Origin of the sequence: Noviherbaspirillum sp. Root189 (assembly GCF_001428545.1) — a bacterium.
Classification (GTDB): Bacteria; Pseudomonadota; Gammaproteobacteria; order Burkholderiales; family Burkholderiaceae_D; genus Noviherbaspirillum.
Map to the genome: position 1 here is coordinate 161,302 of NZ_LMHZ01000078.1, position 12,542 is coordinate 173,843.

The 12,542-nt window shown below is 54.3% G+C and carries 8 protein-coding genes and 2 pseudogenes; 8 read left to right on the forward strand and 2 right to left on the reverse strand.

The genetic code is table 11. The features are described 5' to 3' along the window. Positions 1-11: 11 nt before the first annotated feature. On the reverse strand, positions 12-1,190 hold the full coding sequence (locus tag ASE07_RS28525) for a CBS domain-containing protein (protein ID WP_082584525.1): 1,179 nt from the start codon (positions 1,188-1,190) through the stop codon (positions 12-14). A gap of 246 nt (positions 1,191-1,436) precedes the next feature. Between ASE07_RS28525 and ASE07_RS27105 the strand changes: the two genes are divergently transcribed. The 3 genes from ASE07_RS27105 to ASE07_RS27115 all read left to right on the forward strand — a co-directional run bounded on the left by ASE07_RS27105 (position 1,437) and on the right by ASE07_RS27115 (position 4,848). Beyond that, positions 1,437-1,763: a hypothetical protein gene (locus tag ASE07_RS27105; RefSeq protein WP_057293920.1), complete on the forward strand. Its 327-nt coding sequence runs from the start codon at positions 1,437-1,439 to the stop codon at positions 1,761-1,763. A 269-nt stretch (positions 1,764-2,032) separates the two neighbouring features. Further along, complete coding sequence (locus ASE07_RS27110) at positions 2,033-4,459, forward strand: penicillin-binding protein 1A (protein WP_057293921.1); 2,427 nt, start codon at positions 2,033-2,035, stop codon at positions 4,457-4,459. A gap of 164 nt (positions 4,460-4,623) precedes the next feature. Continuing rightward, positions 4,624-4,848: a hypothetical protein gene (locus ASE07_RS27115; RefSeq protein WP_057293922.1), complete on the forward strand. Its 225-nt coding sequence runs from the start codon at positions 4,624-4,626 to the stop codon at positions 4,846-4,848. A gap of 92 nt (positions 4,849-4,940) precedes the next feature. Here ASE07_RS27115 and ASE07_RS27120 read toward each other — a convergent pair whose 3' ends face one another. After that, positions 4,941-6,170, reverse strand: coding sequence for a nucleoside recognition domain-containing protein (locus ASE07_RS27120; protein ID WP_057293923.1), 1,230 nt, complete (start codon positions 6,168-6,170; stop codon positions 4,941-4,943). Positions 6,171-6,641: 471 nt separating this feature from the next. Here ASE07_RS27120 and ASE07_RS27125 point away from each other — a divergent pair, with 471 nt between their 5' ends. From ASE07_RS27125 to ASE07_RS29230, 5 genes and pseudogenes are all read left to right on the forward strand, one after another. Then, positions 6,642-8,099: a tyrosinase family protein gene (locus ASE07_RS27125; protein ID WP_082584526.1), complete on the forward strand. Its 1,458-nt coding sequence runs from the start codon at positions 6,642-6,644 to the stop codon at positions 8,097-8,099. 1,504 nt (positions 8,100-9,603) lie between these two features. After that, on the forward strand, positions 9,604-10,815 hold a 1,212-nt coding region (locus ASE07_RS30250; protein WP_235548655.1), incomplete at its 3' end, for a hypothetical protein. Position 10,816: 1 nt separating this feature from the next. Then, positions 10,817-11,230 (forward strand): annotated as a pseudogene (locus tag ASE07_RS31040) (DUF4874 domain-containing protein); the annotation flags it as partial. Between the two features lie 17 nt (positions 11,231-11,247). Beyond that, a pseudogene (locus tag ASE07_RS27140) lies at positions 11,248-11,886 on the forward strand (DUF4832 domain-containing protein); the annotation flags it as partial. Between the two features lie 338 nt (positions 11,887-12,224). Further along, on the forward strand, positions 12,225-12,542 hold a 318-nt coding region (locus ASE07_RS29230), incomplete at its 3' end, for a DUF4874 domain-containing protein (protein ID WP_162256965.1).

A 12,542-nucleotide genomic window follows, 5' to 3' on the forward strand; every position in this document is an offset into this window, starting at 1 on the left:
TGCTTTCCTGTTCAAAAACGGCCATCCGCCGTATCGGACTGCGGGCGATGCAAACGCACGATTTCCTCCTCGGCGCTGGGTCCGGATGCCGGTGAAGGACGCGACAGTTGTTTCAGCGTGTCGTCAATATCGGCATCGGCGCGGCTCSCCAGGTCACCGATCGTGACCATGCCCACCAGTCGCATATCGCGGTCCAGGACGGGAATGCGCCGCACCTGCTGGTCTCGCATCTGCTGCAGGACTTCGTGAATGCTCTGGTCATCAAAGCACCAGCTTACCTCGTCGGTCATCACTTCAGCGATACGGATTTCATCGGTCGAGCGGCTGCTTGTTGCCGCTCGAATTGTGATGTCGCGGTCCGTGATCATGCCAAGCAGGCGTTCGCCGTCGCATACCGGCAAAGCCCCGATATCCCAGTCACTCATGATCTGCGCCGCGTGCCGTACACTGTCATGCGGACCGACCACAGTAACGTCGTGTGTCATGACCTGCGCAATGGTCTTCATTATGTCCTCCTCGTGGTTCTCTGTGCTGAAGTCACGTTGTGCAGCCGCATCGAGCAGGCTCGTCACCTCGTCGTCGCCGGTTTGTTCAAAGTCCCGGTAATACACGCTTACTGCCCGGAAGTTATCGGGTATCAGAAGGCAGATGCCGTCGTCCGCATCTTCCTTCAGGGAGCAGTAGGTGTCCGCAGGCGCCACCGGCAGTGCAAACAGCACCTCCCTGGCCTGCATGCCGGCCATCGCACGCAATGCCGCTTTCATGCTGCTGCCGGTCGCCGCACCATCGTCCACCAGCAGGACCGTCCGGTTGAGGACAGCCACCGGATCCCGCCCACCGCAATAGATGCGGCGACGACGTGCCATTTCGTCCAATTGCCGTTGCACTTCCTGCTCGAGATATTCACGGCTGGGATGAAAGTGATCCAGTACCGCCTGGTTCATTATCTGGATAGGCGGATCACCGTCCACCACGGCGCCAAGGCCGATTTCTGACCATTCCGGCGCTGGAATCTTACGTACCAGAAGGACATCGAGCGGCGCGTTCAGCGCATTTGCTACCTCATAGCCTACGGGGACGCCTCCGCGCGGAAGCGCAAGCACCACCGGGTGGCGATTTTTCAAAAAAGCCGTTGCCGCTGCCAGCTGCCGTCCGGCATCCCTGCGGTCCTGAAAACGAGCTTGGTTCATGATGGCATCCTTTGAGCAATTGCCCAACACAATGCGGCTGCAAGATTCCTGCCATTCGCTGGTTGGTTAATCAGGCCAGAGCAGAACCGTTCCGTATACATCTTTACAGCCGAAATGTACAAAGTACAAACAGTGCAAGGAGTAGAGTACTGAACTTGTCGCCATGTGGAAATTTGAAACCGCCCGGAACTAACAAAATCGACAAGTACCAAAGAGCATCCTACTGTTGCATTCAAAGGAGATGTTATGCAAGCAACTCAGCTCAGAGACCGATTCAATCAAGTGGAACAATGCATCGATAACGCTGCCCAGATGTGCGAGATGAGCAGCGACGTGCCGGATCGCCTGCGCACATGCCTGACCGAACTGGAGCAGGAATCGGACCACGCCATTCAGGCAGCCGAACAGGGTCAGGCGCAGGAACAGATCCGGCAGTGTGTGTCCAAACTGGAAAAAATCGGTGACCGAGCCATGCAGGCCTGCAGCCAAAGCGACTATATTGACGTTCAATTGCAAAATGCCGTGCGCCAGGCGCGCAAGGCGATTTCCAGTCTGAAACAACAGCTTCACTAAGCAATTCCATGGTGCGGTTACGAACCGCACCTATCGCTGACTACCAAATGGTGCAACGCCGCCCCGGATTGTTTTCTGAATAGGGCGGCGTTGCTCGTTGTCATGGGGTGCAGCGACACGACAGTTCACGCTTACCACGACCTTTAAAATTAATCTGCTTCGCCGTACGCCACGTCGAAATCAACGCTGGCGTAACAACGCGTTACATCCCCAAGGCCAATGCCTGTTAAAGTTGCGTTGCCTGAGATATTTAAAATAAGGGGATAACGTTGGTCAGCAAGTCGCGCAACTCTTCAACTTCGCGAAAAAAATCAAGTACGTCGCTTTCCAGCCGCCTGTTGCAGGTCGGCGCGGTCCTCTTTGCTTCATTTATTCTCGTCTGTCTGATCCTGTTTGGTTATGTGGTCCTGATTGTCAAGCCCAACCTTCCTTCGCTGGATGCGCTGATCGATTACCGGCCCAAAATGCCGCTGCGTGTCTATACCGCGGATGATGTGCTGATCGGTGAATTTGGTGAGGAAAGGCGCGACTTCATACCCATCGCGCAAATGCCGCCGGTAATGATCAAGGCATTGCTGGCCATCGAGGATGACCGTTTCTATGAACATGGCGGCGTCGACTATATCGGTGTGCTCCGCGCCGGACTGGCCAACCTACGGTCGAGTCGGGCACAAGGCGCGTCCACTATTACGATGCAGGTTGCGCGTACCTTCTTCCTGTCGCGGCAAAAAACCTATGGTCGCAAGATTCACGAGATCGTCCTGGCCTATGAGATCGAACAGCGTCTGTCGAAAGACCAGATTCTCGAGCTCTACATGAATCAGATCTACCTCGGCGAGCGTGCCTATGGATTCGGCAGCGCCGCGCGGGTCTATTTTGGCAAGTCGATCAAAGATCTGACTGTTGCCGAAGCTGCGATGCTGGCGGGTCTGCCGAAGGCGCCCGCCGCCAATAATCCAGTTGTCAATCCGACACGGGCCAAACAGCGTCAGCAGTACATTCTCAAGCGCATGCATGAACTCGGCTATATCAGTCCTGAACAGTACGCCAAATCGGCAAAAGAAAACCTGGCGGTGCGCAGCGACCGCCGTCGGTTCAATACCCATGCCGAATATGTCGCCGAGGCGGTGCGGCAATACATGGTCGAACAATACAAAGACGACGTTTATACCCATGGTTACAGCGTCTACACCTCGATTACCAGCAGCGAACAGAATGCGGCCTATGAGGCTCTGCGCCGTGGCGTGATGGATTACGATCGCCGGCACGGCTATCGCGGTCCCGAGGCTTACATCGACTTGCCGCGTGGGGGAGATGAACGCGATCAGCTGATTTCCGACACGCTGCTCAAACATCCCGATAGCGATGAATTGCAATCGGCAGTCGTCACCAGCGCCTCGTCGCGACTGGTACGTGTCGGCCTGCTATCCGGCGATGAGATTGAAATCACCGGCGACGGCTTGCGTTTTGCCGCTTCGGCATTGAGTGGAAAAGGGCAAAACCGCATCAAGCCGGGAGCGGTGATCCGTGTCGTACGTGACGCAAAGAAGAAATGGTGGATTTCGCAACTACCCGAGGTGTCGGCTGCCTTCGTTTCCATGAATGCCCAGAATGGCGCCCTGCGTGCCATGGTCGGCGGTTTCGATTTCGAACTGAACCAGTTCGACCATGTGAACCTGGCCTGGCGTCAGCCTGGATCGACCATCAAGCCTTTCATTTATTCGGCCGCGCTGGAAAAGGGTTTTTCGCCCGGGACTGTCGTCAATGATGTTCCTCTCATCATTGACGCCGCCCAAACCGGCAGCCAGTCTTGGGAGCCGCAGAATGATGACGGCCGGTACGATGGCCCAGTGACGATGCGCACCGGTCTCAAGCGGTCGAAGAACCTGGTATCGATCCGCATCCTGCAATCGATCACGCCTGCCTATGCCCAGCAGTACTTGACCCGTTTTGGATTCGACGCCGACAAGCATCCGGCAAACCTGACCATGACCCTTGGTACCGGCTCTGTAACGCCGATACAGATGGTCAAAGGCTATGCCGTGTTTGCCAATGGCGGCTACCAGGTCACTCCCTACCTGATCGAAAAAATTCTCGACAACCGTGGAAACGTATTGAACCAGTCCAATCCGGTCACGGCAGGTCAGGAAGCCAACCGCGTGATCGATCCCCGCAACGCCTACATCATGGATTCGATGATGCGTGAAGTGGTAAACGGCGGGACCGGTACCGCCGCCAGCCAGAAGCTGGGCCGGCGCGATCTGGCTGGCAAGACTGGCACCACCAACGATGCAATGGATGGCTGGTTCGCAGGGTATGGCGGCGACGTTGTCGGTGTGGCCTGGATGGGCTACGACAAGCCGCGCTCTCTTGGTGGCAGGGAATTCGGCGGCACGGTCGCATTGCCAATCTGGGTCGACTATATGCGTACAACGCTGAAAGGGAAAGGTCCGTTCGAACGGTCTATCCCTGAAGGCATCGTACAGGCAGACGGCGACCTGATGTACCGTGAGTACGTCAACGGCAATGGTATTGCCGCTGTCGGCGTCGAGGAATCGCGCAGTTTCTGGGACCGCCTGTTCGGGTCGCGCCCATTTGCACCGTCTGCGCCGCCGGGTACGACGGGACCATCAGCGATGCCTGCGGAGCGACCCCGCTCACAAGCCGACGACAATATGTATCGTGGAGGACAGTAGGGAATAACGTACTCAAGTTCGCTTTGGGAGAGGGCGCTTGAATGAGCGTGACATGGGTGTTCGAAAGCGGTGAAGAATGGACATATCGAAATTACTGTTTATTTATACAGTAGTTGTGATACAGTAATAGCTCATTAACGCTTTCGGATAAAAGGAGAACTACCATGGCTCACCTGAACAACCCCTTCAGCCCGCGTTTTGGACTTGAGTACGCTCCAACCTCGTTTCTGGTTCGGTTCGGCAACCGTGAACTGTTTGTTTGCCGCGATTTCCGCAAGCGTTATTACAAAGTTAATCCAGTTCTGGATTGCAGCACAGGCATTGAAGCAGGACACGTTGAATTGCTGCTGCTGCGTCGCTGGTTGGTGATTTTATCCCGTGCTCGCTGATTTGATTGCTTCGGGACGGAGCTAACACTGTCATTTCAGGGCACTAACCCAGATCATGAACATGACGTTGCTGAGGCCAAGTCCTGGGCGTTTTATCCAAAGAACCAGTAACATACGCCGATTGACGCCAGTACTCCGGCTAGGTCCGCCAGTAAGGCGCAACCGACAGCGTGTCGCACACGCTGTATGCCGACGGCGCCAAAATATACCGCAACGACATAGAAAGTCGTTTCGGTGCTGCCCTGGACGGTGGCAGCAACCAGTGCCGGAAAGCTGTCCACTCCGCTGGTTTTCATGAGCTCGATCAGCATCGCGCGTGCTGCGCTGCCTGAGAAGGGCTTAACCAGAGCCGTCGGCAATGCATCCACGAAGCGCGTATCCCATCCGGCAGCCTGCACGATATACCGGAGACCTTCCAGCAGCATATCAAGTGCACCTGAGGCGCGCAGCACACCTACTGCGCACAACATGGCGACCAGATAAGGAAGGAGATTGCGGGCGACTTCAAAGCCTTCCTTTGCGCCTTCTACAAAACTTTCATACACCGGCACCCGCCGGATCGCACCCACAACGAGAAACAGCAGGATCAGGCTAAACAACACCACATTCCCCAACAGAGAGGAAAGGGCGGAAAGCGCCAATGCCGACATGCTGGCCATTGCGGTCACGGCAGCGGCAAATATCAGCGCCGTTCCTCCAAGCCAGGCAAATACCACCGGGTCCCATAATCTCAGGCGTTGCATGAAAGCGACGGAAAAGAAGCCCGCCGTAGTCGAGGCAGCTGTCGCGAGAAGAACAGGAAGAAATACCAATGTCGGATTTTCGGCGCCTTGTTGCGCGCGGTACATAAAAATCGATACCGGCAAGAGGGTGAGTGAGGACGCGTTCAGCACGAGAAAAAGGATCTGTGCATTACTGGCTGATGCCGGGTTGGGATTCAGTTCCTGAAGTGCCCGCATCGCCTTCAGACCGATTGGCGTGGCTGCATTATCGAGGCCGAGCGCATTCGCAGTGAAATTCAAGGTAATCAGGCCCAGGGCCGGATGGCCGGCTGGAACTTCCGGCATCAGCCGACGGAAGAGGGGCGACAAGAGTCGCGCCAGCAAGTCTACCAGTAAAGCCTTTTCCGCAATTTTGAGAAAGCCTAGCCACAAGGTCAACGTACCGAACAGCAGGATCATCACATCGACAGACAGCTTTGCCATGGAAAACAGGCTCTCAGCGACCGCCGCAAAGGCGGAAGCATCCCCGGAAATCAACAGGCGGACGGAGGCGGTCAGTGCAGCAATGATGAAAAATCCAAGCCAAAGTCCGTTCAGCATAACTTCCTTTCATCGGTAGAAAAACCGGTCAAGTTCATACGTCGTGTCAGCGCAAAGCCGGGAGACAATTGCCGTGAAACCCCATGGCGCGGCCGGCACGAAGAATAACATTCGGCGCGTCAATATGGAGCGGTACCGACTGGCGAAGTGAGCAGGAGTGTTCTGCGAGTCACAACGTGACCAAATCTATATTCACAGTGAGCGCTATCAGAAGGCTGCTGGACGGTGGGCCATGCCATCACATCTCGCTCTGAACTCGCAGCAAGGGCATCCGACATTCGTAAAGGCGAAGATGCAATGGTCCGAATAATTCGTCTGAGCCGATACGTACTAATCAGTATTTTGAATTGGATAATTTGGTGTACGGAGATACGCTGGAAGGTAGCACTTTGTCAGCCAGAAGTAGTGCGGCCCAACAAGTGACGGTTACATTTCGCCTCAGCTAAGCTTAGTTCAGCATTGGAGTTATTCATGATATCCGGGAAAATCAGCCGGCGTACCTTTGTAAAGGGATCGGCGTTCGCACTAGCGTTCGTATCGATGCCTACCCTAGTCTTAGGACAGACCATCAGGATTCGACTTGAATGGCAGGAGTTTAGAAATTCTCCGCAGTATGGCTCCTTCTATAACGCCATTCGCAGCATGCGCGCCAACACCAAGTCAACGAGCCCAGCATCGTGGCGGTATTGGACCAACGTACACGTTAATTACTGTCCACATAACATTGCTTACTTCCTCGCCTGGCACCGAGGCTACATTTACTATTTTGAGCAGCAGTTACGAACGATCTCCGGTAACAGTGCACTAACGTTGCCATATTGGGATTACTACCGTTCCTCAACTATTCCAAGCGAATTTACCGACCCGACGTCTGCCTTGTATATTGCTAATCGTCAGAACACCAATGTATATAACGCCTTGGACCTTTCGCCTTTCGATCCATCCGTCTACAACTTCGAACGCGGTCGTCCCGATGCCTTTGAGACGCGGATCGAATCGGCGCCGCATAATCCCGTGCATAACATCATCGGCGGTGTGATGGCCGACATGCAGTCGCCGCTCGACCCGATCTTTTTTCTGCACCATGCCAATATCGATCGTCTCTGGCATGCCTGGGCATTGCCAGACGGTAAAGGCATGCCGGCGTCGACGGCATCGTATTGGTCAGGGAATTTCCGTTACGCCTCGAACCTGACGATTCAACGGAACAAGACTTACTATCCAGGATGGCTAGGCTACGATTATGCGGACAATAGTAAACCAACCGCTCTTCCCCCTCAGGCAGAGTCTGCGCCGCGCCTTATCCGCGTACAGGCACAGGGGGGACAAATGTTGAATCGGCCGCCTGTAGGACAGTTTGCAACCGTGCCGGGACGCGTCATCGCGGCGAATCGTCGTTCACTCGGCGCCGCGCAAAACATAGGATTGGCCGACAACTCCGTGACAGTACAGATACCGCTTCAGGCTGCCGATGCGCAAACAGTGCGAGACCTGGTGTCGGCCGCGAAAGATAGTAGCGCACCTGCCCCAGCGAGTGGATTCCAGTCCGCAAAGGTAGTGCTTGACGGGGTGCAGTTGACTGGTGCAGGGCAAGGCGGTGGCTTCTTCTATAACGTCTACCTTAACCTGCCCGAGAGCGGCGATGTGAGTTCATCACGCCGCCAATACTTTCTCGGGACCATTGGTGCGTTCGAGCTTGCCGGGGCGGCGCATCATGGAGGTGGCACGCTTGAATATCCCGCCACTGCAGTGCTCGGAAATCTGGAGGGCAGCGACCTGCGGGAAATTAACGTGTCCCTGGTCAGGGTGAATGGTAATAATGCTCCGCGAGGGCAGGTCATGCTTATCAAGGAAGCACGCCTTGAGGTATCTAATGAAGAGCCTTGGGATCGCAGTACGCCGCCACCCAAATCCGGGTGCTATTGCTAATAACGCACTGCAGTGATCTTGCTGCATCTTCTTGTGCAGTTTTATCCGTTGCGCATCGAATGCCGGACGGCGACTCCATGCCGCCTATTCCGGCGACCTACTTTGCGAAAATGATCCTGGCGCGCATTTGTCCCGCATGCCAAATCAGTCCGCTTTTCGTACATCAATTCCAATCCGCTAATCGACGCCCTCTGCCCTGGAGCAGGCTACTAGAAACTACGCATAGCGTTTCGCGTGCGTGGGCGTGCTTTCGGCCAACGTCTGCTCTCATTCCGACAGCGCAAAATAATTAAAGATACAGAGCTTTAATCATCATCCTCGTTGTTAACTTCCCTATTTCTAACAGTAGTCTACTGCTGCGATGTCGACTTACGGTTACCAACCTATCGAATTATCTGCGCTATGTTTCTAAGCTTTCAGATGCGCGATAGTCGTACCCTTTATCATTAACTAATGACCAATTTTTTGGTATTTCGGTCCGTCTGACAAGATGAAGCTTATCGTTGGTTTTCTTAGACATACCATCCTGTTCACAACGAACGAACGTCGACTTGCTTAAATCTATTCATATTTTTATTACTAACTACGTAGGAAAAACTTGTTACTTGATCCAATATCTCCAAGTTCAAGACCCGTCACCCTCACATTCAAGCATACGCAGCAAGCTTAAGATGAAATTTTCCGATTGAAGGAAAAAATTTTCCAATACTTGGGCAATAAATAAACCAGCCCAAAGTTTCCAAGTTCGCATGAAAAAACACCATTCTGTTACATCTTGATAGACATCTGCAGACTTGCTTGCAATCAAGTGCCATACGGAAAGGAACTTTACGGATGACAATAAGTTCCGTTTGATTTTTCCCCGAAATTAAAGAATCTCATAGAGATATTTAATTGTGATTTGAAATTTATGCGCAGTAAGATTGCCATATAGAACGGAATTACGGAAATCAATCTAATTACCCGATAGATGCCGTGTTGCCGTTCACCGACACTTTGTCGATTAACTTGTGGTGGTCTTTGTCGTTCGGGCAATGCATCTTCAGCGGTGCACTGCCTAAGCTTATCTGAGCCTGCCTCACAACGGTACTTGGTCAATCGATCACGAGGTTTGCAATAACTTCACGCGCCGATCGGAGCGCATCGATGCCGACAGATAAACAAAGACTCCGGTGGGGAGATGTACCTGATGTTACGTTATCTTAGTTTTGTACGATCCGATCGTGTGATGAGAGCTGAAGCAGCCTCGTGTTATTTGATCTGCCTTTCCCATTCGAATGGCTTGTTAAAGAAGGCAACTTGCTTGAATAAGCCAAGGCACCTTGTTATCTCGCATAGGAGCCCGTTCCCATTCCCCTAGTTGTCCTTACTTGACGCGCCGGTTGCTGATAGCTGATAGCGACTGATACCTGCTGCGTCAATTACACACTCAGATTTTATTTACTCGCCTGTGGATACAGGCGGATGGATTGTCACGTCCAAATTTTTTGAAAGGCACTTTTCCATGCAATGTTTTTCCAGCACACGACCGCTCGTTCCTTACCGCCGCAGTTTCGCGGCGCTGCTAGCCGCAGGTGTTTGCGCAAGTCCTCTTGCCATGGCACAGATCGCCGGTACGCAGGCGACCAACGACACCGCTAATCTGTACTACTCCATTCCGTACGCCGGCACACCGTCGTTTGTGCGCCTGTTCATTGACCAGGACCGCAATGCCGGGACTGGTTTTCAAACTGGTAGTATTGGTGCAGGTTATCTCGTCGAAAACGGAAACCTGTATCGCTACTCTGGAAGCGGTGGACAATGGGGCTGGACTTTCGTAAAGCAGGTCCCCTACACGTCGGCAAACCAGGCTGCACAGATCACCATCGCACGTACTGATGTCGGATCGCCGTCATCACTGGACCTCATCGCTCAGACAACGCCGCCAGCACAGACATCGGCCAAGATCACGCAAGTAGTTTCAGCTGAGCAGGCAATTGCTCCTACAGTGACGTCGGACCTGGCGAATGTGTACTACAAAGTTCCTTACACGGGCACTCCATCCTTTGTTCGCCTTTTCATCGACTCCGACAGGAATACGGCAACGGGCTATCCAACCGGTGGCATCGGCGCCAATTATCTGATTGAAAACGGCGTTCTCTATCGTTATTCCGGTACTAATGGCGCATGGGGCTGGACCGTTGTTCGCTCCGTGTCTTCCACGCTCAGCAACAGCTTTGCAAACATTACCGTCGCACGCAGCAGCATCGGTTCGCCGGCCGCAATCGACTTTATTGCGCAGACAACGCCGCCGGCAAAGACATGGGACAAGATGCGCGTGGTTCTCTCAACCACTGCCACACCAGCTCCGGCACCAGCTCCGGCACCGGCACCAGCTCCGGCACCAGCTCCGGCACCAGCTCCGGCACCGGCACCAGCACCGGCACCAGCACCGGCACCGGCACCGGCACCGGCACCAGCACCAGCACCGGCACCAGCACCAGCACCAGCACCAGCACCAGCACCAGCACCCACTGTCATGAATCCGGTCAGCTACACGGCGAGCAGTGCGACGATTGCCAATCCCGAGCGTGGCAACTATCGTCACTACAGCGATTGCGGCGCAGCGGCYTTTGATGTGACACAGCTGAAGAACTTCCGCACCCAGGACGGCGAAACGCTGGTCATGTGCGTGTTCTACCTGAGGAACTTCACCGCCTCCAACATCAGCCAGTCGNGTGACACAGCTGAAGAACTTCCGCACCCAGGACGGCGAAACGCTGGTCATGTGCGTGTTCTACCTGAGGAACTTCACCGCCTCCAACATCAGCCAGTCGGCACTGGACTTCTTCCAGAAGCAGATGGATACGGTGCGCAGCGCCGGCCTCAAGACCATCGTGCGTTTTGCCTAYAGCGACAACGAGACTGGCAAGGATGCCAGCCCYTCRCTGGTSCAGACCCACATCACCCAGCTCACGCCTTACCTGACCAAGAACAAGGACGTCATCGCGCTGGTGCAAGCGGGCTTTGTCGGCGGCTGGGGCGAGTGGGCTTACAGCACMAGCTTTGGCAACAGCGCCAGCCTGAGCTCGCAGAACCTGGCCGACCGCAAGGCGGTGGTCGACAAGCTGCTGCAGGCAGTACCGGTTGATCGTACGGTGGCGCAAGCGACTACGGCACGTACAACAATACCTCGGTCGAGTATCCGTACCTGGCTGCCGATACCAACTATGTGCCGATCGGCGGCGAGACCTGCAACTACACGGCTCCGCGTGCTGACTGCCCGACAGCGATCAGCGAAATGTCGATGTTCCACTGGTCGTACCTGAACCTGGACTACAACACGACGGTGCTCAATGCATGGAGAAACCAGGGCTGCTTCACGCAGGTGGAACAGAAGCTGGGTTACCGCTTTGTGCTGCAGAACGGTTCGTACTCGTCGAGTGCCAAGCCGGGTGGCGGCTTCACGGTGAGCTTCACGGTAGCCAACCAGGGCTGGGCAGCACCGTTCAACAAGCGTGACGTGGAACTGGTRTTGCGCAATACGGCCACCGGCGCGCTGTACCGCTTTGCATTGAACACGGATCCGCGCCAGTGGGCTCCGGGCAAGGCGACGACGGTGAATCAGACGGTGAGCTTGCCGGCCGATATGCCCAAGGGTAACTATGCAGCGATGCTGAACTTGCCGGATCCGGAAAGCACACTGCGCAGCCGCCCCGAGTATGCCATCCAGCTGGCCAACACCAATGTCTGGGATGCCAGCACAGGCTTCAATAACCTGAACCATACGCTCAACGTGATGCAATAAGGGCTTTTCCAACAAGGCACCTCGTGTGGTATGCCGCCTGTTGAGGCATTTACTTTTGATACAAGGCAATCTATCGGATTGCCTTGTTTTTTTCTTTAATTAGCGCCTTATATATCGAAATTTCGAGCTACCTAAAATGAATCGAATTGTTCAAAATGTAGCTTGGCGCATGATGAAATTCCATAGATCCTTACATAGATAGTTAGACAGCCAGATCAAGTCTTCAAAGGTAATAGTCGATGGTGTCGATATATCCTTTACGTACCGCAGTCATCGCGGTGAATCGCCCTTGCTATCGACTCCATTCGAATAAAGGATTAGGTCGTACGGCAATCGCCTTGTTACTTTTGACTTCTACTTTCTGTTTCGCAGCGAACCATAATGCCGATAAGGCTACGCCGCGTTTGCAAAGGCAGGAAAGAGGGCGGGGCGATCAAAGCCTTTCCTCAACGCATGCCATGGTGACGGTACGTTATACCCCGACCGTAGATAAGGTCCCGAACCCTGAGCGTGGCTTCTATCGTCATATAAATGATTGCGGCGCAGCGGCTTTTGACGTGACACAGCTGAAGAACTTCCGCACCCAGGACGGCGAAACGCTGGTCATGTGCGTGTTCTACCTGAGGAACTTCACCGCCTCCAACATCAGCCAGTCG

What these genes read in the sequence shown, in the direction of transcription:
- ASE07_RS27105 (WP_057293920.1), top strand. Translation starts at nt 1,437, where the DNA reads ATGCAAGCAACTCAGCTCAGAGACCGATTCAATCAAGTGGAACAATGC.
- ASE07_RS27115 (WP_057293922.1), top strand. Translation starts at nt 4,624, where the DNA reads ATGGCTCACCTGAACAACCCCTTCAGCCCGCGTTTTGGACTTGAGTAC.
- ASE07_RS27120 (WP_057293923.1), bottom strand. Translation starts at nt 6,170, where the DNA reads ATGCTGAACGGACTTTGGCTTGGATTTTTCATCATTGCTGCACTGACC.
- ASE07_RS27125 (WP_082584526.1), top strand. Translation starts at nt 6,642, where the DNA reads ATGATATCCGGGAAAATCAGCCGGCGTACCTTTGTAAAGGGATCGGCG.